Annotated in this window: 21 protein-coding genes; 11 read left to right on the forward strand and 10 right to left on the reverse strand. The window is 53.1% G+C overall.

What is annotated here, in order from left to right; translation table 11 throughout:
* The coding region (locus INT21_RS20535) for a nickel/cobalt transporter (protein WP_446719057.1) at positions 1 to 452 on the forward strand (452 nt) is incomplete at its 5' end.
* A gap of 1 nt (position 453) precedes the next feature.
* Here INT21_RS20535 and INT21_RS20180 read toward each other — a convergent pair.
* Positions 454 to 873 (reverse strand): HIT domain-containing protein, encoded by a 420-nt coding sequence (locus tag INT21_RS20180; RefSeq protein ID WP_193068051.1) that lies wholly within the window; start codon positions 871 to 873, stop codon positions 454 to 456.
* A gap of 235 nt (positions 874 to 1,108) precedes the next feature.
* Between INT21_RS20180 and INT21_RS20185 the strand changes: the two genes are divergently transcribed.
* Entirely contained in the window at positions 1,109 to 1,240 is a 132-nt protein-coding gene (locus INT21_RS20185) for an entericidin A/B family lipoprotein (RefSeq protein ID WP_125751484.1), read from the forward strand.
* Between the two features lie 107 nt (positions 1,241 to 1,347).
* Entirely contained in the window at positions 1,348 to 1,716 is a 369-nt protein-coding gene (locus INT21_RS20190; RefSeq protein WP_193061882.1) for an I78 family peptidase inhibitor, read from the forward strand.
* Here INT21_RS20190 and INT21_RS20195 read toward each other — a convergent pair.
* Entirely contained in the window at positions 1,713 to 2,318 is a 606-nt protein-coding gene (locus INT21_RS20195; RefSeq protein ID WP_146944814.1) for a LysE family translocator, read from the reverse strand. The genes INT21_RS20190 and INT21_RS20195 overlap by 4 nt on opposite strands.
* 95 nt (positions 2,319 to 2,413) lie before the next feature.
* Here INT21_RS20195 and INT21_RS20200 point away from each other — a divergent pair, with 95 nt between their 5' ends.
* Positions 2,414 to 3,808: an aminotransferase-like domain-containing protein gene (locus INT21_RS20200; protein ID WP_193085617.1), complete on the forward strand. Its 1,395-nt coding sequence runs from the start codon at positions 2,414 to 2,416 to the stop codon at positions 3,806 to 3,808.
* A gap of 35 nt (positions 3,809 to 3,843) precedes the next feature.
* Here the strand turns inward: INT21_RS20200 and INT21_RS20205 are convergent, their stop codons facing one another.
* The 7 genes from INT21_RS20205 to INT21_RS20235 form a co-directional block, all read right to left on the reverse strand.
* A complete protein-coding gene (locus INT21_RS20205; RefSeq protein WP_193061884.1) occupies positions 3,844 to 4,848 on the reverse strand; it encodes an ion transporter in 1,005 nt (334 codons plus the stop codon).
* 33 nt (positions 4,849 to 4,881) lie between these two features.
* Positions 4,882 to 5,406, reverse strand: a complete 525-nt coding sequence (locus INT21_RS20210) for an acyl-CoA thioesterase (protein WP_089039817.1) — start codon at positions 5,404 to 5,406, stop codon at positions 4,882 to 4,884.
* Positions 5,407 to 5,496: 90 nt separating this feature from the next.
* Complete coding sequence (locus tag INT21_RS20215; RefSeq protein WP_193061885.1) at positions 5,497 to 6,807, reverse strand: short-chain fatty acid transporter; 1,311 nt, start codon at positions 6,805 to 6,807, stop codon at positions 5,497 to 5,499.
* 230 nt (positions 6,808 to 7,037) lie between these two features.
* Positions 7,038 to 8,336 (reverse strand): MATE family efflux transporter, encoded by a 1,299-nt coding sequence (locus INT21_RS20220; protein ID WP_193061886.1) that lies wholly within the window; start codon positions 8,334 to 8,336, stop codon positions 7,038 to 7,040.
* A gap of 12 nt (positions 8,337 to 8,348) precedes the next feature.
* A complete protein-coding gene (locus tag INT21_RS20225) occupies positions 8,349 to 8,597 on the reverse strand; it encodes a YfhL family 4Fe-4S dicluster ferredoxin (RefSeq protein WP_038478199.1) in 249 nt (82 codons plus the stop codon).
* A 72-nt stretch (positions 8,598 to 8,669) separates the two neighbouring features.
* Positions 8,670 to 9,164: a pantetheine-phosphate adenylyltransferase gene (coaD, locus tag INT21_RS20230; protein WP_193085618.1), complete on the reverse strand. Its 495-nt coding sequence runs from the start codon at positions 9,162 to 9,164 to the stop codon at positions 8,670 to 8,672.
* Positions 9,161 to 11,047, reverse strand: a complete 1,887-nt coding sequence (locus INT21_RS20235) for a beta-ketoacyl synthase (protein ID WP_193061917.1) — start codon at positions 11,045 to 11,047, stop codon at positions 9,161 to 9,163. The genes coaD and INT21_RS20235 overlap by 4 nt, the downstream gene beginning before the upstream one ends.
* A 210-nt stretch (positions 11,048 to 11,257) precedes the next feature.
* Here INT21_RS20235 and trmB point away from each other — a divergent pair, with 210 nt between their 5' ends.
* The 6 genes from trmB (at position 11,258) to INT21_RS20265 (ending at position 18,299) form a co-directional block, all read left to right on the forward strand.
* Complete coding sequence (trmB, locus tag INT21_RS20240; protein WP_193085619.1) at positions 11,258 to 11,923, forward strand: tRNA (guanine(46)-N(7))-methyltransferase TrmB; 666 nt, start codon at positions 11,258 to 11,260, stop codon at positions 11,921 to 11,923.
* Positions 11,920 to 12,249, forward strand: coding sequence for a DMT family transporter (locus INT21_RS20245; protein WP_089039812.1), 330 nt, complete (start codon positions 11,920 to 11,922; stop codon positions 12,247 to 12,249). The genes trmB and INT21_RS20245 overlap by 4 nt, the downstream gene beginning before the upstream one ends.
* Before the next feature lie 173 nt (positions 12,250 to 12,422).
* Positions 12,423 to 13,829 (forward strand): D-alanyl-D-alanine carboxypeptidase/D-alanyl-D-alanine endopeptidase, encoded by a 1,407-nt coding sequence (dacB, locus tag INT21_RS20250; RefSeq protein ID WP_226930699.1) that lies wholly within the window; start codon positions 12,423 to 12,425, stop codon positions 13,827 to 13,829.
* Between the two features lie 28 nt (positions 13,830 to 13,857).
* Positions 13,858 to 14,229: a diacylglycerol kinase gene (locus tag INT21_RS20255; protein ID WP_038478183.1), complete on the forward strand. Its 372-nt coding sequence runs from the start codon at positions 13,858 to 13,860 to the stop codon at positions 14,227 to 14,229.
* 73 nt (positions 14,230 to 14,302) lie between these two features.
* A complete protein-coding gene (glnE, locus tag INT21_RS20260) occupies positions 14,303 to 17,287 on the forward strand; it encodes a bifunctional [glutamate--ammonia ligase]-adenylyl-L-tyrosine phosphorylase/[glutamate--ammonia-ligase] adenylyltransferase (protein WP_193061888.1) in 2,985 nt (994 codons plus the stop codon).
* A gap of 118 nt (positions 17,288 to 17,405) precedes the next feature.
* A complete protein-coding gene (locus INT21_RS20265) occupies positions 17,406 to 18,299 on the forward strand; it encodes an AEC family transporter (protein WP_095604495.1) in 894 nt (297 codons plus the stop codon).
* Positions 18,300 to 18,322: 23 nt separating this feature from the next.
* On the opposite strand, the gene INT21_RS20270 is transcribed toward INT21_RS20265, so the two are convergent.
* The gene (locus tag INT21_RS20270; protein WP_038478174.1) at positions 18,323 to 18,679 is read right to left on the reverse strand and encodes a hypothetical protein; all 357 of its coding nucleotides are present in this window, start codon (positions 18,677 to 18,679) and stop codon (positions 18,323 to 18,325) included.
* A gap of 228 nt (positions 18,680 to 18,907) precedes the next feature.
* On the opposite strand from INT21_RS20270, the gene INT21_RS20275 reads away from it, so the two are divergent.
* Positions 18,908 to 19,881, forward strand: a 974-nt coding sequence (locus INT21_RS20275) for a BCCT family transporter (protein ID WP_193085620.1), incomplete at its 3' end; no start/stop codon positions are given.

Below are 19,881 nucleotides of genomic sequence, written 5' to 3' on the forward strand. Positions count from 1 at the left end.
ACAATCACAGCCATGATCATTCCCACTGCTGCGGTGGGGCTCATCATATCGAGCCTCAACAAGCGCTCGACTGGCGCACAGCGCTGATGACAGTTGGAGCGATTGGAATGCGTCCGTGCACTGGGGCAGTGCTTATGCTGGGGGCTGCTAGCCTGCTTGGACAGTTTTACGTCGGTGTCGCTTCGGTGCTTGCCATGTCGCTTGGTACCGGTATTACTGTTTCTGTGCTGGCGCTGGCAAGCATTGTGGCTCGGGGCTGGGCGGCTAAGCGGTTGCAGCAACAGAGCAGCCGACAGGTGGTCGAGAAAGCGGCTGGTTGGGCAGCGCTTGCCGGCGGTGCTCTCATTGTTGCACTAGGCGTATCGCTTTCTATGGCTGGCGCCGCCCAGCCTACCAGTGGTCCATTACTGAGTGAGCCACCATCCAGACAGGGCTCTTTGCTGGGGAATTAAGTTAAAGCTTTAATCCTTCAATTTGGGCCAGCAACTGTTCGCGGCGACTGCCCTGAAGGGGTAGCTCATAAGGCTCTGGGCTACCATTTCCCCATACCGGCGCTGGCCAACTGGCATCATCTGTATAGCGCACCACCAAATGAATATGCAGCTGGCTGACCACATTACCTAAGGTGGCAATATTGAGCTTGTCACCGTGAAATATCTCCTTCATCGCCGTTCCTAGCGCGATCGTTTCACGCCACAGCTGGGCTTGCTCATCCTGACTTAGTTCAAACACTTCGCTGACCGAGCCACGCCTGGGTACCAGAACTACCCAAGGGTAGCGTGCATCGTTCATTAGCAGCGCACGGCACAGAGGAAGGTCGGCGAGTGGTAAGGTATCCGCTTCTAGCCGTGGGTCAAGTTCAAATGTTTTCAAGTAAGTACTCCTTTACATAATGAAAATTATCATAGCAGCTGCGGATACACCTTGCTCCTTATCCAAGGTCTTTCCATGGGCTTTCCAAGAGCTTTCCAAGAGCTTTCCAAGGACTTGGGAAGGAGAGGTCAAAACAGGCGAAATTGTTAAAATCTGTTACTCTGAAAGCACTCCCATACGGCAAGGCTGCCGTCGGAGCTTCCCGATGTTGAATGATTTGTTAAGGAGAACGCAGATGAAAAAACTATTAAGTATTAGCTTTATTCTGTTGATGACGGCGGGCGCTCTAACGGGCTGCAATACCATTGCAGGTGCAGGAAAAGACGTTCAAGAAGGTGGCCAAGCAGTTCAGGATGCGGCGAGTTAATACGCTTTATTTCCACTGCTTCTTGGCGTGAATGAGCGGGTTAGGCATAGTTGTCTAGCCCGTTTTGCATTCAGGGTAGTTATTTGCCAACACAAGGAAGCGCCATAATGAATCACCCAACACGCTGTGCGAAGAAAAAATTGGCCAGCCTCACGGTATTACTCGCATCGGTATTACCAGTCTCGGTGTTATTGGTGGCATGCGCAGGCTCACCCGATAATGTCTCTGCTCCAGAGCCTCCAGCTGTTGGTCAGCCTTCTGCCGAAATGCGCACCACATGCGATGCTGAGGCGGTTCAGTACGCCATTGGCACGCCTTTTGATGAAGTCAATGTACCCGCGCTACAAAGTGAGAGTGGTGCCAAGCAGGTTAGGATACTCAGGCCTAACGGCGCTGCCACCATGGACTACCGAGAAGACCGCTTAAATATTCTTCTTGAAACTAATGACACGATTGAAGCGCTGCGCTGCGGCTAGCGTAAAATCAGTACGACGCAGGCGGCCGTTAATAGTCCCATAGTGATATTAAATGCCCGCCATGCTTGGTCACTTTTGATCCACTGTCCAATCGCGCTGCCAAACGCTGCCCACAGGGCAATGCACGGCAGCGCGACCAACTCCGCAAAGCCTGCTAACACCAGTGCGTTGACCACGGGTTGGCCATTTTCGGGCAGAAACCCAGCCATCAACGCCAGCCCCATTACCCACGCTTTGGGGTTGGCGAATTGAAACATCGCGGCTTGGAAAAAGGTTAACGGCACTCCGTGTTGAGTTCCGTTGAGATTCGGCGGTGGTGCAGTGGCTATTTTCCAGGCTAAATACAACAAATAGGCGCTACCCACCCAGCGGAGTGTCGTTTGCACCATAGGAAAGCGTTCAAACAATACGCCTAGCCCCAGCGCGATACCGGAAAACAGCAGAAAACAGCCGCCTAAAATGCCCCACATATGAGGCATGGTTCTGCGAAAACCAAAATTCGCCCCAGAGGCGGTCAACATAATATTGTTTGGCCCTGGGGTAAGCGTCATCGACATCATATAAAGCGCAGCCGGGCCAAGCAGTAGCCATTCGTTATTCATTTTGTACCCATACAATTTTGTGGTTTAAATTGTTTTTTGATCGCTTTTGTAAGCATAATGGCGGGTAAATCTACGTCAAAGGTTTTATTGTCACCATGACAATTTGGGTGCCTTCACTTGAGTGTTTTTCTGGGCCACGCTATCGCGCGATTGCTCAGTCCATTGGCGCAGCCATCTCGGCCGGCGAACTTGCCCCAGGCGAACGTTTACCACCTCAGCGGCGCTTAGCGGATGCGTTGGGGGTAACCGTAGGCACCGTGACTCGGGGGTATGCTGAGGCAGAGCACCATGGCTGGGTAATCGCTCGAGTAGGCAGCGGAACCTTCGTCAAACAAGCTGCACCAAGAACCGTTTTTGATATGGCATGGCATCAGAATGATGACAGCGATGTCATTGATTTAAGCTTAAGTTTGCCGCCGCCTCATCCGCTTCGTTTGCAGGCGTTCAGTGCTGCATTAAAGGCAATGAGTGAATCGCCTTCTGCAGTAACGCGGGGAGTTTCCTATCTTGATGCGCGGGGAGCCGAAGGCCACCGCGAGAGGTTGGCAGGGTGGCTAGCGCAATTAGGTATGTCGCTGGATGCGGACGAGCTACTGGTTACTCAAGGGGGGCAGCATGGCATTAGTCTGGTGCTGAGTACGTTGCTGCGCCCTGGTGAACTGATGGCGACCGATGCCTTGACCTATCCAGGTGCCATTAGCGCTGCCCAGCAAGCACACCTAAAAATGGTTGGCATTGCCTTTGATGAATCGGGGATGTGTATGGAAGCGCTGGAAGCCCAGTGCGCCCGCCAGCCACCCAGGTTAATCTATGTGACACCTGATCAGAATAACCCTACCGGGGCTTGTCTCAGCGAGGCGCGGCGAGAGCAATTGGTGGCACTTGCCAGGCGCTATGACAGTTGGCTACTGGAAGATGGTGTGCAGTATTTGCCTGCTGAGCAGCGCGGCACACCGCTGTATCAGTTAGCACCAGAGCGAACGCTGTTTGTCTTCAGTACCGCAAAGGTATTAGCGGGTGGGCTGCGTATCGGTGTCTTGCGGACGCCTAATAAACTGCTTGAACGCCTAGCCGCTGGGTTAAGAGCGCAGAGTTGGATAGTGCCACCGCTGATGGTTGATATTGCCTGTTATTGGATCGCTCAGCCCGAGGCAGCTTCGCTGCTTGCATGGCAAACCGAGGAGCTGGCCGCGCGACAGCAAATAGTGACAGAGGTGCTTTCCGATTACACGCTGGGTCGAAGTCACAGCGGCAGCAATGTCTGGCTTACGCTGCCGGAAGGGAGTCGTGCCATCGAACTGTGTGAACGCTTGCAGCTGCAAGGCGTTAAAGTTTCAAATGCGGAGCCCTTTTGTGTGGGAAGTACACCTGCGCCCCAGGCCATTAGGATTTGTATTGGCGCTGCTGCTGACAGGCAGACATTAGCCCAGGCGCTGAACGTTATTAAGCAGTGCCTAGCTCAGCCACCGTTGGCGACCATTACCGTATAGCAGGGCTATTCATAGCCCTGATATTGATAACCAAACTACTCATAACGGTCTTTCCATCCTTGATGGCGTATCTGCTCTTTGAGCATTTCGAGAATATCGTAAAGCACTTGTTCGGTGACATGCGCGCTTGTTTCATCCACGGTTAGCCAGCTGTTGAAGCCCGTTTCAGCTGTACGCTCAACCAGTTGGCGAAACTCCGTTGAGTGAATGCCCTGAGCGAGTTCATCCACGAGCCGCTGGGCAACTCCGCTAAGTGACGCCTGCATAGCGTTTGAAGCCGTGTGACCCATGGGAAGGCGGTGTAGTTTTTGAATTTCTGGGCTTTCCCGCAGTGTTCGGCTAACTAAGTCGTCAATCGCCGCCATGATAGCGATGCGATTTTGTTGATAGGCTTGTCCCACCGTTGTTTCTAACCGCTGAGCAATTTCATGAATTAGCTGAGCCTTGCGAGGGAGGATAACGCGATCAATAACCCGCTCTGTAAGTGAATCGCTAGCGACAACTTGCTCTTGCACATTGCCTAGTAAGCGCAGTGCAATGCGGTCGGAAAGCTCTTCTAGCAGGATGTCGTAATACTTGGCAAAAAAGCGGTAGCTGGTCCAGCGGGTTACATCAATCAAGCGCAGCCGGTGCAGTCGGTTTAAGAGTGACACGACACGCAGTACGCGCAATAAGCGGAACCCGCTAAGGGGGATGCAGCCAAGTACGTCGTACCAGTTAACAAACGGGTAGAAAAACCAGCGGTGATAGCGTCGCTCGGCAATTGCTACCGTCCAGCCCAGCAGTACATCCGCTATAAAAATACCCACGAAAAATAAGTCGATGGTAATAAAACGGCTGTGGATCACTGTGTCGTAAAAAGCGTGAAAGCCGGGTGTGAGGCTGGCAATGGTGTCGTTAATCGGCCCAATCAGAAATAACGAGTCAAACAGTAACAGGCTAAGGTTGATGATAACCGCGGCGAGAATAAAAAAATCCCAGCCGATATGCGCATACTCAACGCTTTTAGGTAGGTGTGGGTAGCGCTCCCTAGCGGGCATGAGGGCTCCTTGCTCTGAAGGTGTGGGTTGGCGTTAAGAGTGCTGCTGATGGTGGTTTTTATGAGTTAGCAACTCTTCCTGCTCTGCCTGCTTGCGCAGTTTTTTGCGTAGCGCGGCTTTTTCGAATCTCAACTTCTGTAGCGATGTTTCCAACGCTAGCGGTGGCACTAACGCGGGCTTTCCGTCTGAATCTACTGCCACCATGGTGAGATAACAGCTGTTGGTGTGACGAATCAGCTTCTCACGAATATCTTCGGCCACTACCTTAACGCCGATCTCCATAGAAGAGCGCCCCACATGATTGACGCTGGCAAGAAAGGTGACCAGCTCACCGACGTGAATCGGTTGTTTAAACAACACCTGATCGACGGAAAGCGTGACGACATAGTGGCCCGAATAACGGCTTGCGCAAGCATAGGCCACCTCATCGAGTTTTTTAAGAATAGCACCACCATGTACTTTGCCACTGAAATTAGCCATATCGGGTGTCATTAACACGGTCATAGAGAGTTCATGCTGGCCGGGCAGGGCGCTATGTTCAACCTGGGTGTCAGACATAAATAAAAACCTTCAGAGATTAAAATGCCCGCCCCAGAGGGCGGGCGCTATGTAGGTAGCTAGAGTTCTAAAGCTATTGCGACGTTAATGCTAGAACCATACTAGGCCAACAGAAATGATAATGCCGGTAATCAATAGCTGAACTAGGCAGAAGCCCATGATGTCCTTGGCCTTCAAACCCGCAATCGCCAGTACCGGTAGAGCCCAGAAAGGTTGCAGCAGGTTGGTCCAGGCATCGCCCCAGGCCACTGCCATGGCAATACGTGGAAGATCAGCACCCAGCGCTTCTGCGGCAGGTAGCATGACCGGGGCTTGAACAGCCCATTGGCCACCGCCGGAAGGCACGAACAGGTTCACGATGCCAGCACTTAGGAAGGACCAGAATGGCAGCGACGTAGCGGTGGCGAAAGAGACTAACCACTCAGACATGCTCTGAGCCAATCCCGACTGAACCATGATGGCCATAATGCCCGCGTAGAAGGGGAACTGAATAACGATGCCAGCGCCGCCTTTTATGGCTTCGTTCAAACTGTTGAGCAGGTTGCGCGGTGTCCGGTGCAGCACAATAGCTAAGAATAGGAACAGGAAATTGACCACGTTCAGGTTCAAACCACCGCTACGGAGTAGAAAATGGTCGAGCAGGAACAGCAGCCCCGGAACGCCCACAAGCAGGGCGAGAGGCATGCTGTTTTCGAGTTTTTCGGCTGGGCGGGTAATGCGGCCTTGCTGTTCGGGTTCATCGTTTAGCAGCTTGGGATCCACGTAAACGCTGTCTTTTTCGTCCGGCAGCATGAAGCGGTTAACCAGCGGTACGGCGATAAACAGACAAATAACAATCGCAAGGTTAAAGAAGGCAAAAATGGTTGAGCCGGTACCGATAACGCCGATTTGATCAGCGGAGAAGTGGCCTTCAGTCGCAATGGTCAACGGAATTGAACCAGCAAGCCCACCATGCCATACCACGAAGCCTGAGTAAGCACTGGCAACCAGAAGCCGATAGTCCACTCGTATCAAGCGAGCGAGCTCTTTGGCAAAAAGCGCCCCAACAACTAAGCCAAACCCCCAGTTAATCCAACTAGCCACGAGCGAAACGAGCGTGACTAAAATGATCGCGCCACCAGGGCTTTTCGCAGTGCTAGCGATTTTCTGCAGAATGCGTTTGACCGGTGGTGAGCTTGCCAACATAAAACCCGTGACGAGTACCAGCAGCATTTGCATTGAGAAGGTGAGTAGCCCCCAAAAACCATCTCCCCACATGCGCAGCACGGCAAGCGGTGTTTGGCGCTCAACGGCGATGGCAGCCACGGAGGCAATTAACGTGAGCAGCAGAACAAAGATATAGGGGTCTGGCAAATAGCGCTCGACCAGCTTAACTGCCGGTTTTGATATGAGTTTTAACATGAGTGCTCTCTTTATTCGTTATTAAGATATGCGTGGCTAATATACGGCGGTACACCGTATTTTTCATCCATTGTTAGGTGCTTTATCAAGTGCTTTATCAAGTGCTTTCTCAAGTACTGGCTCAGATAATCACTATTACGGTAGACCAGTTGGCAACAGCTAAGCGTGGTGGGCTTCAACGGTGGGAGGGCACGATGAGTTTAGCAGTGTGGATTTCAGCACTATGGGCTTTAGCCCTGAGGGCGCCAGTGGCGTTGACGGTAGCGGTAGTAGTAGGCGATCAGTACCGCTGAGCGTGTGAACATAAAGAGCGTAAAGGCTAACCACAGGCCATGGTTACCAAGCCCTTGGGATAGCCACCAAGTCGGTAGGTAAACCGCTAAACCGATAAAAATGCTGTTGCGCATTTCGCGCACAGCGGTGGTGCCGATAAAAACGCCATCTAATAAATAGCTCCATACGGCTATCAATGGCATCACGATCATCCAAGGCAGGTAACTAGCGGCGGTGGCACGCACCTCTGCCAGCCCTGTCAGCATGGCAACTAGATAATTTCCGCCCAATGCGAAGGCAATGGTGGCTACAGCGGCTGTCCAGAACGAGAATTGTGCTGTCGCCCGAACCGTCGCTGCAAATTCCTGCCAGTCACGCCGTCCAAACGCGCGGCCTACCAACGATTCCGCTGCGTGGGCGAAGCCATCAAGTGCGTAGCTAGTGAGCATAATAAATTGCAATAGCACGGCATTGGCGGCTAACACTGTGTCGCCCTGGCGTGCCCCTTGAGCGGTAAAAAAGGCCATTGCAAACAGCAACCCTAAGGTGCGCACAAACAGGTTGGCGTTAACATTAAACAGGGCTGAGTAGGCTGACACTACCAAAAGTCGCTGCCGTTGAAAGCAGCCTTCCAAGTGGCCAAGCTGGTGCAGTACTAAATAGCTGCCAAAGGTTAGCGCACTGTAATCGGCAATCACGCTGGCCAGGGCGACGCCGCCGCTGGTCATTCCTAGCCCTACGACAAACCAAAGATCGAGCACGATATTGACGCTATTGGTCAGCACTAAAATCATCAGCGTAACGCGGGCGTTTTGTTGGCCCAAAAACCAGCCGAGGATGGCATAGTTCGCCAGCACTGCCGGGGCTGACCAGAGGCGTATTTCGGCATACTCGCGTGCCAGTGGTGTCGCCGCTTCACTGCCGTCTAACAGCCATAGGCCGAGCGAAATCAGCGGTGAGCCAAAGATAATCAGTAGCGCGCCGATAACGGCCGCCATAATGAGTGACTGACCCAGCAAATTGCGCACCTCGCTATGTGCTTCGCGGCCGATTGCCTGGGCAACCAACCCCGTGGTGCCCATGCGTAGAAAGCCAAATCCCCAATAGAGGAAACTAAACAGCGTCGCTCCGAGGGTTACTGCCGCTAGGTAGCGAGAATCGGGCAGGTGCCCGACCACAGCGGTATCGACCAGCCCTAGTAAGGGAACTGTTATATTCGAAAGAATGATTGGCCAGGCAAGAGTCCAAATACGCACGTTTCAGTGGGCCTAAGCAGCAGTAATGATGCGGTACTTCTCCATGAGTTTCTCGTGGGTTTCGGGACGCTCTGGGTCGAGAGGAATGCAGTCCACTGGACACACTTGCTGGCACTGTGGCTCGTCAAAGTGGCCGACACATTCCGTGCATAAATTGGGGTCAATAACGTAAATCTCTTCACCAGGAGAGATGGCGTCATTGGGGCATTCAGGTTCGCAGACGTCGCAGTTAATGCATTCGTCGGTGATCATCAGGGCCATGGGCGTACCTCACGAATGGCTTTTCGCCCAGGTAGTTATATACCTGAGCGTTTTACTCAACAATATCGATCGCTAGATAGTGTAGTGCTTACGCAGTGCCTCTGCGACCTGCGGGTGAACGAGCGGTGAAATATCGCCGCCCAGTTTGGCGATTTCTCGCACGATGGTCGACGAAATATAGGAGTTTTCCACCGCTGGGGTGAAAAATACGCTCTCAAGCTCAGGGTTTTGCGCCCGATTCATATTGGCCAGCTGTAGCTCGTACTCGAAATCCGAGACAGCCCGCAGGCCACGTAGAATAATGGTGGCCCCCTGTTCACGCATCATAGTGGTCAGAAGTGTTGAAAAGCCGATGACCTCTACGTTCGGCAGTGAAGCACACACCGTTTTGGCCAGCGCGATACGGGTGTCTAGCTCAAGGCTAGGCTGCTTGCCAGGGCTCGCCGCGACGGCAATGACCACCTTATCGAACATCCGTGCGCCGCGTTCGATAAGATCAAAGTGGCCGTTGGTGATAGGGTCAAAGGTCCCGGGATAGACGGCAACATTCACACGTTGATCGTTCATTCGGGTGTCTCCTGCTCGTCAAGCTGACCAAAAGGGTTGTCCGCCGTTAGCGAAACGGCGTGATCATAGCCCGGGATATGAATGCGGTCGGCGTGGATCTCAAGCTCAGGGCCTTCTAGAACGGCTTCACCAAACTGATAACGAGGCGCATAGTGCCCATGATCAGCGTCTGTTAAATAAGCGGCGGCATTCTCGCGCACAGCTTCCCGACGCGTTTTCCAAGCGCTGATGGCAGCGCTGCCGTGGCGTTGAGTGAGCAATCGTTCGGTGACCTGAGGGGAGAGCACGACGCCAGTAGCGTTATTACCACCGAACCCTTTCGCATTAATAAAGGCAGCATCGGCGCTAAACGCCACTGGGGTAGTGGAAAAACGTAGCTGCTTAGCGTACACATCGTCCGCGACCGCGTCTAAAGTGGGAATGCCTGGCAGTAACCCATGGGCAAAGCTGCCCAGAGCGCTTACCAACTGATCGCCTGCCGCAGACCCTTGGGAGTGGCCGATAAACGCTTTAATAGCGACCACTGGCCAGTTCTCGATGCCATTTGCACGGGCAATTTCATCAAAAACATGGGATTCAGTCGTGCGATTTTTGGGAGTGCTGGTGCCATGGGCATGCAGGAAAGTGCGCTCTTTTAGCGCTTTCTCACCTAGCATATCTTTTACCAACGAGGCTGCCTTGCCCAGGGTGATGTAGTTGCCAATGCCGGGTGCAGAGATAGAGCGTTTAAAACCATCGGCATTAACGAACACATCGGGCACTGAACCTAGAATATCCGCCCCTAACTCAAGCGCTAACGCATCGTCCATTAACAGTACGAACTGACTTGCTTCCGCCATGGTGAAGCCACAGTTACGTGCAAACGGGCGACAAGCGCGCTGGTAGTCAGCGTCGGTAAGTAGCGCTAAAGAATCCAGTGCTTTCAGGCTGGCATCATCGGCCAGTGCGCCCATGGCGCGGAAGCCTTCGATGATTTCGGGGGTAATCGGCGCATCTGCGGTGCCTACCATAACGACCCGGCAACGCCCTGTGCGAATATCATCAATACCTAGGCGCAGGTTGTATAAAAAGCTTGCGCAGGCACCTAAGGCAGCACCCGTACTTCCCACGCTGCCTAATACGTAGGCATTGAGGAAGTCCGCAGGCATTTGCCCGTAACCCAGCGGCATTTGCTTAGAGGTGGCACGTTGGCCACTCACCAAGCTCTTTAGTAAGCCACCCCAACCTTGGTCATCTAATTGGCCAATAGAGTTGCCCGCATATACAGCGATATGGTCAGGGTCGAGTCGCTGGCGAATTGTTTCCCAAGCGAGCCCGCTGGCACCTAGGCAGTCACTAGCACTAAAGACTGCCATCGACAGCCCGCGCGGATGATGCACGCTACGGTAAAGGCTAGCGGGGTCGAAGCCACTCGGCAGTTGGGCGGCTGCACGCACCTTGGGTTCTAAGGCGTCAGGCAGCAGAGCACTAAAGTTGCCCGCGGGCACGGTGACGGCGACTACCTTGGCGTCGATGTCCTCCACCTGCCATCCTTCAGGCAGCTGTTCGGGCAGCTGACGGCGGCGCAATGTAAACCGCACCGGTTCAGACAGCGTCATTTCTGCCCGTCGGTTGGCTGGCAAGCCCAGGGCGAGAAAGCGTGGATCTTCGTTGCGCCGAATCAATGTGTGGTTAAGCACATGATCGCGCAAGGTTTGAGCAGGGGAGTCAATGGGCTGGCCGGCGCTATCATGCCAGCCGTTAGCGGAATGCTCGGCAAGGCGCATAAGCGCTGCCAAGCCTTCCAGTGTTTGGCGCTGCTGGTCAGCTGGAAGAGCATCAAGCACGGTGCGGCGGAAGGCCTGGTGGCCCGAGGTTCTGCCGGCGGGATTGATGCCGCCCATGCCGACAATCACCGGTAAGTGTGACAAGCCGGGTTCCTCGTGGTGCGGTGGTTTTTAGTAACAGCTATTGTCAGAGGCATAGCAAAAAAGTGCTGCTCATCTGCGCTTAATAATACTCTCGAACGTGATCATAGCACCGGGCGTGCAACGGCGTCATGCCGCGTGCGCAGTAGACTGATAGAATCACGTTTTTTTTAAGCAGGGAATGGCATGCAGCATACTTCACGCCCCGTGGTTTCCAACCAACCTGGCCCGCATCACGATGTAGCGCGCCGGGTAGCACGTGCCTTGGAAAACCCACAGCGAAAGCCAATCGCTGCGCATACGCAACAAGCCTTTGAAGACGCGCATACGTGGCTTCAAAAGCAGCAAGCGCCGTTAATCCTCGATGCTGGCTGCGGTGTAGGGCTTTCGACACGCCGTTTGGCAGAACAGTTTCCAGCGCACGCGGTGATCGGCGTTGATCGAAGCGAAGATCGGTTAAGCCGAGACCATGGTGAATTGCCTGCTAATGCACTGTTGGTGCGGGCTGACCTTGTCGATTTCTGGCGACTAGCTGAACAGGCGAAGTGGGCACCCGAGCGACATTTTCTGCTTTACCCCAATCCTTATCCAAAAGCTGCGCATTTAAAAATGCGCTGGCATGGGCATCCTGTTTTCCCCACACTGCTAGCCCTTGGCGGGTATTTAGAAGTGCGCTCCAATTGGCAGTTGTATGTTGAAGAGTTTGCTCTGGCAACCGCCCTAGTAACGGGAAAGCAGGCAACGATTGCCGCGTTGGCTCCCAACGGCAGCTATCTAACGCCATTTGAAGCAAAGTATGATCAAAGCGGCCAAACGCTTTGGCAGTTGAAGATTGAATTGGAGCGGGCATGACGTTTGTATATCTAGTGCTAGCAATTGTTGCCGAGGTTGTCGCCACTAGCGCCCTCAAGTCGTCAATGGGATTCACACGACCGCTTCCAAGCATCATGGTCGTCGTGGGCTACGGTGTGGCATTTTATCTGTTGAGCTTGGTGTTGCGGACATTGCCGGTCGGTATTGCTTATGCCATCTGGGCAGGTCTGGGAATCGTGTTGGTCACGCTGGTTGGCATTGTAGTTTTCGGTGAGAAACCTGATTTACCTGCCGTTGTCGGCATTAGTTTGATCGTGGCTGGGGTAGTCATACTTCAAGTCTTTTCAAAAATGAACGTGCATTGAGGAAAGTAAGCGTGACGTGCTCAGATATTAGCTCTTTAAATATTAGGTCTTCAGATATTAAGTGTTCAGAAGTTAGCTATTCTGCGGTGATATTCTCAGCGTTTAATCATTCGGTTAAATCATCCCTACGCCGCTGGCATCGGGCGTTGGTGACCAGTGTGGTAGGTGCCGCCATGTGCGCAAGCCCTGCACTGTATGCCGACTTCAGCCAGCTTGGTCAGTTAGAAGACAAAGGCTTCTCAATTAGCGCTGAAGCACGCTTACTGGATGCGGATACTGGTAGTAATGCATTGCTGGGTAGTCTGAATCCTGAGCGTCAGCTGTCGCCAGCGTCTGTCACCAAAGCCTATATGTCTGCTGCGGCACTCAATCGTTTTGGGCCCCAGCATCGCTTTACCAGCCAACTTGTCAGCACAGGTAGTGTGGAAAATGGCGTATTGCGTGGCGATTTGGTATTTGAAGGTGGGGGCGATCCAGGCCTCACAACTGAAGATCTTTGGCGGTTAGTGCAACGTCTGCAGCTGGCGGGAGTGCGCGAAGTGGATGGCGCGCTGGTGGTCAGTCAGTGGCGTTTTGGCCCTGTTGAGTGTATTACCACGGACCGCTGTAATGCGCGTACCCGAGTCACTAATGCTTACAGTGCGCCGCTCACCTCGGCAGGCGTCAACTTTGGTAGCTGGTGCGCCAATATAGCCCCTGCTGCGGCAGCGGGAGAGCCTGCCCGTGTGGGGTTATGCGATAGCCAGGCGCCGTTAATTGCTATTGATAACCAAGTTGTCACGCGCCCGGCTAATAGTGGCACTGACATCAGCGCAGAGCGGATTACCGATGAGCGCGGTGATGTTCTGCGTCTTACCGGGCAAATTTCAACCAATGCCGCGGCTCGTGATGTTTATCGTGGCGCTGGCGATGCGGCAGAGAAAACGGCGCAAGTATTGTTAAGCATGCTAAATCAGGCAGGTGTCAGTGTGCGTGACCCCTGGCGGGTTAGCTCAACGCGTCCGCCCAGCAGTGCACAGCGTTTGGCAGCCGTTGACAGCAAGCCGCTGCAGGAGCTGCTGCTGCGTACAATGAACTACTCCAATAATTACATGGCTGATGTGCTGGCGCTGAACCTGGTGGAAACACCACAAGCGCAACTGCGCCAAGCGGGGGAGGCGATAGAAGCCTATGTGAACAGCTTGTCGGGCCACGGTCCGTTAACGTTACACAGCGGCAGCGGGCTGACGACTGATAACCGTACCTCCGCTCACGGCGTCAATGTGATGTTGGAGGATATGTTCCGCCAGAGCGCTTTGTTACCCAGTTTTGTCGCCTCTTTCCAGTCGCCTGCCAATGGGGTCATGCGCTTTATTCGCCGTGGTTCTCCAACGTTTCAAAATAACGTGATGCTGAAAACAGGCACGCTCAATCAGCCGTTTGCTGTTCGCGCCGCGGCGGGCTATTTCCGTACCGCCCAGGGGCGCTGGGGCGTTTTTAGTGTGCTGGTTAACGGCACTGGCAGTACGCCTTATCTTAGCTGGCCCGAGGTGTTAGATCCGCTTTCGCTGGATTTAGATGCGATGATATTGGCTAATTAATCTTAATTTTACCGCTGAGGCAACAGGCATGAAGCCAGGACATACGGGGTTAACCCATTTAATGCACTCAACGCGCTATTCATGGAAAGGGCTAAAAGCCGCTTTTAGAAATGAAGCTGCGTTTCGCCAAGAAGTGGGTATTACAGCGGTGTTGCTACCGCTGGCTTGGTGGATTGGAGAAGGGCCCATTAGCTGGTTGTTGCTGGTTGGCAGCCTGTGCCTTGTGCTGATTGTGGAACTGCTTAATAGTGCTATAGAGAACGTTGTTGATCGTATTGGCACCGAGCATCACGAGCTTTCAGGGCGTGCTAAAGATATTGGCTCGGCGGCGGTTATGCTGTCATTGATCATGGCAGGCTTAACCTGGGGGCTGTTAGGCTGGCAAAAATTGGTGGGCTAAATTGCTTTTATTCAGCTCATGCAGCGACCCGCTTCATCAACAAACATAATAGACGCTTGGCAAAGAGGTGGTTATGCAGTTAGACGACGCGTTTTTCCCCCAAGTTGGGCTGCCAACAGCGCTTAAGCCCGCTGCACAGCGCGCCTGGCAGCGATTAAGTGAAGCGCTTAGCCAAGCTGATAATATTGCCTCAATGACCCAACAGTCGTTGCCTTCCAGTAGTTGGGAGGCGCTTTCTGATGCGCGTCGTGAAGCGTTAGCCAACGTCGTAACTGTCTCAAGCTTCGCTCTAGATACCTTGGCACGCTTTCCGCACTGGCTGATTGATTTAGATGTGGCTGGCGAGCTGGATGCGACAGCGAGTAAGGAGTCACAAGCGAGTTGGCTAGCTGATGCGCTGGAAAATGCCGATGATGAAGAGGCAATGCATCGCGCTATTCGCCGTTTTCGTCGTGCCCGCATGCTCGGGATTGTGTGGCGCGATCTTAATCGTCCTGATGGCTACACCATGTGGGACACTGCTCAGGCAGTTTCGTGGCTGGCGGAAGTCTGTATTGAAGCCGCGCTCAGCTGGCTTGAACGTTTTTACGCCCCGCGCTGGGGATTACCTGCGGCCCGCAGAGATGGCTCGTCCCAGCGCTTGGTGGTGCTGGGTATGGGTAAGCTCGGCGCGGGTGAGCTGAATCTTTCCTCAGATATTGACCTGATCTTCGCCTTTCCTGAAAAAGGTGAAACCGAAGGCGGGCGTAAACCCCTTGAGCACCAGGAGTACTTCACCAAACTAGGCCAGAAACTGATCGCCGCTTTAGATGCCATGACGGCTGACGGTTTCGTATTTCGCGTTGATATGCGGCTGCGCCCACTGGGTGATGGCGGCCCCCTGGTGGGCAGTTTCTCGATGCTCTCCAGTTACTATCAGGATCAGGGGCGTGAGTGGGAGCGTTATGCCATGCTCAAAGCGCGTCCCGTTGCAGGAGACATAGATGGCGGGCATGAACTGCTCGCAAGTCTCAGGCCGTTTGTTTACCGCCGCTACCTGGATTTTGGTGCGATTGAGTCGCTGCGTGAACTCAAGGCGATGATCAATCGCGAAGTAAAGCGCAAGGGCATGCAAAGCAATATCAAACTAGGGCCCGGTGGGATCAGGGAGGTTGAGTTCGTTGTCCAGGCATTTCAGCTGATTCGCGGTGGACGTGATACCGAGCTTCAAGTGACCTCACTCAAGACCGCTCTTAATCGACTGCCTGAACTGGGGCTGTTGCCCCAAGCAGTCGTCGATGAGCTGCTACCCGACTATGCGTATCTTCGCGACATGGAACACGCTATTCAGGCGCTAGAAGACCGTCAAACCCAAACGCTACCCGTTGATGATGAAGATCGGGAGCGGATCGCCTTTGCCTTGGGGCATGAAGATTGGCCGGGGCTCATCGCGCGGCTGGAGGAAGTGCGCGAACGCGTTCGTCAGCACTTTGATGCAGTGATCGCCGACCCCGAAGAGGACAGCGATGCAGAGAGTAGCGACGATAACCTTGGCCTGTCTCAGTGGCGGTTACTGTGGCGCGGCGAGCTAGAGCAGGAAGAAGCGGAAGCACTGCTAACTGATGCTGGTTTTATAGAACCAGAGAAAGCGCTTAAACGGCTGCAGAGTCTTTACCATTCCCGCCAAGTGCAAAGCATGCAGCGTATCGGCTTTGAACGGCTAGATGCGCTGATGCCGCTACTGCTGGTTGCCGTTGCCGAAAGTGAGTTGCCGGATAACGCGCTTAGTGGTGTCCAGCCGCTGATCGAATCGGTGCTTAGGCGAACCGCTTACCTTGCACTGTTGCGTGAAAACCCTCAGGCGCTTGAGCACCTAATGAAGCTGTGCTCGGCCAGCCACTGGATTGCAGAGCAACTTGCGCGTTACCCGATACTGCTTGATGAACTACTAACGCCGGATACGCTTTACACTCCCGCTGATAAATCACGACTTGCCGATGAGTTACGCCAGACCTTAAGCCGCTTGCCAGAAGATGATGATGAGGCACAGTTGGAAGCGCTTCGCGTGTTTAAGCATGCGCAGATGCTTCACGTTGCTGCATCGGATATCGCTGGAACACGCCACTTGATGAAGGTGAGCGACTACTTAACGTATATCGCTGAAGTCATTCTGGATGCCGTGCTAGCGATGGCCTGGAAGCATGTCACGCGGAAACATGGTGTGCCAGAAGGCCTCAATACACGAGAGCCAGCGTTTTTGATTGTGGGATACGGCAAGCTGGGGGGCATCGAGCTTGGTTATGGCTCTGATTTGGACTTGGTGTTCCTTCATGATAACGACGGAAAAGGCACTACCGATGGTGCCCGGCCCATCGATACAGCGGTCTTTTTTACCCGTCTAGGCCAGCGCATCATCCACCTCTTAACCGCAGTAACGCCTGCCGGCAGCCTTTACGAGGTTGATATGCGCCTTCGGCCTTCGGGCAATGCAGGCCTGTTGGTGACCTCTTTAGATGCCTTTGCGGATTATCAACGCCAAAACGCCTGGACCTGGGAGCATCAGGCGCTGGTACGCGCGCGCGTTGTCGCCGGTAGTAACACGCTGGCGAGTAAATTTGATGCAATCCGTGGTGAGATGCTGTGTCGCGAGCGTGACCCGCAAGCCTTAAGAGATGACGTTGTCAGCATGCGTCATAAAATGCGTGATCACCTTGGTTCTAAAGGACAGGGTTCTAAAGGGCAGCCAGGTAGTGCGGACGGGGAGGTGTTTAGTCTAAAGCACGATGTGGGTGGCATGGTTGATATTGAGTTTCTTTGCCAATATGCGGTGCTATCACTCGCTCATGACACGCCTGCATTAATCACCTATAGCGATAATATCCGCATTTTAGAAACCCTCGCCAAGAGTGGTCATATTACCGAGTCAGAAGCGGAGCAGTTGCGGGAAGCGTATCTCGCTTATCGTAGCCGTACCCACCGTGCGGCGTTAACCGGTGAAAAAACTGTCGTTGATGCACAGGCATTCAAAGCCCACCGCGATGTGGTTATTGCACTTTGGCAGCGTTTTCTTGAACCCTGATTGGCGAGGTGAGCGTTTTTAAGTAGCATCGATAGGGAAGATAGCCTGATAACAATAAGGAAAAGCTCCCTATGCATGCAACAGTTTGTCTCTGCGCCCGCCGCTTGGCGGAGGGCGTATGATCGGTCATATTCTCGCAACGCTGTTACCCGTGTTCTTAATTGCTGGCTGTGGTGCGGTTTACGGGCGTTATCGAAACCCTGATATTCGCAGCCTTAACACGCTCAATATGGAGCTATTTGTTCCACTACTGGTATTTGCCGTGTTGGCTGATCGCCAAGCGCCTTTGGCGGACTATGCGTGGCTTGCCACTGCGGCGGTGGCCGTCGTGCTAGGGTCTGGTCTTGTGCTTTGGCCGGTTGCTAAATGGCTGTCGCTGGACACAAAAGTGTTCTTGCCGCCGATGATGTTCAATAACTCTGGCAATATGGGGGTACCGCTACTGGTGCTCGCCTTTGGTCCAGAGGCCCTGCCGGCTGCAGTGGTCGTGTTTATTGTTGAAATGCTGCTGCATTTCTCAGTAGGTCTTTATATGTTGGACCCGCGCACGTCACTTTGGCGACTGTTACGAATGCCCATCGTAGCTGCGAGCCTAGCAGGGCTAGTCATCAACGTTGGAAATGTACCGTTGCCGAGCTGGCTGTTAGAAGCAATGCACATGTTAGGGGGAATCTGTATTCCACTGATGCTCTTTGCATTAGGTGTTCGATTGCTGGAAATTGATTTTAATGACTGGCGAACAGGCTTGTTGGGCGCTCTACTTTGCCCACTTTCTGGCTTAGTGATCGCACTACCGCTCATGTGGTTACTCCCATTGAATCCGCTACAGACAGCCGTGCTACTGGTATTTGCTGCACTGCCGCCTGCGGTATTGAACTACTTGGTGGCCGAGCAGTATAAACTGGCACCTCAGAAAGTCGCTTCGTTGGTGCTCATCGGCAATTTAGGGAGCTTAGTCGTTATGCCACTGACGTTAGCAGCAGCGTTCGCCTGGATTCAAGCGCCGCTTTAAAAGCGGCGGTAGTCAGCAACTGATTAAGACCGGTGGTGGTCGTCTTTAACTTCGTAACTACCTTCTATTGCGTCGTGCTGGCTCGTAGAGGTATCCCTGTAAGCATAACCGCCACCAACATCCTGAGCGTTGTCAGCGCGCATCTGCTCCATGCGTTTTTTCATTTTATGGCGGACAAAGGGCATCATTGCCCAGCCAATGAGCAGGAAAAAAAGTCCGAGTACAACACCGACGATCATCAGTGCACCAAACGCTAACCACGTCAGTAGCAGTTTAATACTGCCCATCAGGCCGGTCGGCTGGGTCTGGGCTGCCCGAGCACGCCACTGGTTAGCAGCTTGCCACGCGGCATTGCGTTGATCACGATTCATTTGCGGCATGAAAGCCTCCATCGTTCATATGCGTTCCATTGGAACACAGGCTGGGTATCAAGTTCCTGCTCAGAGTTAACATTTCTTCATTCTGGCCGTGAAGGAGTTTTGTACGAATATGTTAGGTTAAAAGTCATGCCGTTTAAGGTTCAGTACAAGATCTGGATTTCAAAAAAACAGCATTTATCGGTACATTTTACGCTGTTACACACAATGCTCATTTAACAGGATGGTTATATGGCAAATCATGGCGGTAAGTCGGTATTTGTCGCCTCTGCGGTGATTATATTCGGCTTGGTTGTTATTGGCGCTGCATTCCCAGAAGGCTTTGGTAATGCAGCCCAAGCAGCGCTCACATCAATTACGGAACTGTTTGGCTGGTTCTACTTATTTTCAGTGTTTGGCTTTGTAGTTTTTCTGGTTGGCTTAGCATTGAGTAAGTATGGAAAAGTGCGCCTTGGCCCTCAGGACAGTACGCCCAGCTACAGTTTTTTCTCGTGGATTAGCATGCTGCTGGCGGCTGGGTTCGGCGTTGGGCTGGTGTTCTACGGTATGGCTGAACCAATGACGCACTATATCAACCCTCCCTATGGTGACGTGCCTGCTGAAACTGACGCTGCTGCGCGCTATGCAATCCAATACAGTTACTTTAACTGGGGTATCCATCAGTGGGCAGCATTTTCTGTTGTGGGCTTAATTATTGCCTACTTTCAATTTCGGAAAGGGCAAGCAGGGCTGGTGTCTTCAGTACTCTCTTCAGTGACGGCTAAGCATCCCCGGGTCCGTCCTTACGCATCATGGCTAGATGTTTTTGCTGTGGTCGCCACCGTTATGGGGGTTGCCACCTCGCTTGGCTTAGGTGTGCTGCAAATGAACGGTGGGCTTAATGCGGTGTTTGGTTTGCCGGAAAATGGCTTTTGGCAGTTTGTCATTCTGTTTGTCATGTTTTGTGCTTACATGGCATCGACATGGTCAGGTTTGGATAAAGGCATTAAGCGGTTATCGAACTTAAACATGATTTTATGTATTGGCTTGATGCTGTATGTATTAATCACCGGCCCCACTATTGCTATTTTAGAGACCATTACCCTGGGGATTGGTGATTACCTGCAAAACTTTATTGGCATGAGCCTACGTATTTCGCCCTATAGCGATAATGAATGGGCGAGTAAGTGGCTATTCAAAATTTATCGTGCGCTCAGACCCGTAGC

The organism is Halomonas sp. 3F2F (genome assembly GCF_014897805.1).
Classification (GTDB): Bacteria; Pseudomonadota; Gammaproteobacteria; order Pseudomonadales; family Halomonadaceae; genus Vreelandella.

What these genes read in the sequence shown, in the direction of transcription:
- INT21_RS20265 (WP_095604495.1), top strand. Translation starts at nt 17,406, where the DNA reads ATGATCGGTCATATTCTCGCAACGCTGTTACCCGTGTTCTTAATTGCT.
- INT21_RS20225 (WP_038478199.1), bottom strand. Translation starts at nt 8,597, where the DNA reads ATGGCCCTGATGATCACCGACGAATGCATTAACTGCGACGTCTGCGAA.
- INT21_RS20185 (WP_125751484.1), top strand. Translation starts at nt 1,109, where the DNA reads ATGAAAAAACTATTAAGTATTAGCTTTATTCTGTTGATGACGGCGGGC.
- INT21_RS20200 (WP_193085617.1), top strand. Translation starts at nt 2,414, where the DNA reads ATGACAATTTGGGTGCCTTCACTTGAGTGTTTTTCTGGGCCACGCTAT.
- INT21_RS20210 (WP_089039817.1), bottom strand. Translation starts at nt 5,406, where the DNA reads ATGTCTGACACCCAGGTTGAACATAGCGCCCTGCCCGGCCAGCATGAA.
- INT21_RS20235 (WP_193061917.1), bottom strand. Translation starts at nt 11,047, where the DNA reads ATGGGCGGCATCAATCCCGCCGGCAGAACCTCGGGCCACCAGGCCTTC.
- INT21_RS20245 (WP_089039812.1), top strand. Translation starts at nt 11,920, where the DNA reads ATGACGTTTGTATATCTAGTGCTAGCAATTGTTGCCGAGGTTGTCGCC.
- INT21_RS20205 (WP_193061884.1), bottom strand. Translation starts at nt 4,848, where the DNA reads ATGCCCGCTAGGGAGCGCTACCCACACCTACCTAAAAGCGTTGAGTAT.
- INT21_RS20195 (WP_146944814.1), bottom strand. Translation starts at nt 2,318, where the DNA reads ATGAATAACGAATGGCTACTGCTTGGCCCGGCTGCGCTTTATATGATG.
- glnE (WP_193061888.1), top strand. Translation starts at nt 14,303, where the DNA reads ATGCAGTTAGACGACGCGTTTTTCCCCCAAGTTGGGCTGCCAACAGCG.
- INT21_RS20270 (WP_038478174.1), bottom strand. Translation starts at nt 18,679, where the DNA reads ATGCCGCAAATGAATCGTGATCAACGCAATGCCGCGTGGCAAGCTGCT.
- dacB (WP_226930699.1), top strand. Translation starts at nt 12,423, where the DNA reads ATGTGCGCAAGCCCTGCACTGTATGCCGACTTCAGCCAGCTTGGTCAG.
- trmB (WP_193085619.1), top strand. Translation starts at nt 11,258, where the DNA reads ATGCAGCATACTTCACGCCCCGTGGTTTCCAACCAACCTGGCCCGCAT.
- INT21_RS20215 (WP_193061885.1), bottom strand. Translation starts at nt 6,807, where the DNA reads ATGTTAAAACTCATATCAAAACCGGCAGTTAAGCTGGTCGAGCGCTAT.
- INT21_RS20190 (WP_193061882.1), top strand. Translation starts at nt 1,348, where the DNA reads ATGAATCACCCAACACGCTGTGCGAAGAAAAAATTGGCCAGCCTCACG.
- INT21_RS20255 (WP_038478183.1), top strand. Translation starts at nt 13,858, where the DNA reads ATGAAGCCAGGACATACGGGGTTAACCCATTTAATGCACTCAACGCGC.
- coaD (WP_193085618.1), bottom strand. Translation starts at nt 9,164, where the DNA reads ATGAACGATCAACGTGTGAATGTTGCCGTCTATCCCGGGACCTTTGAC.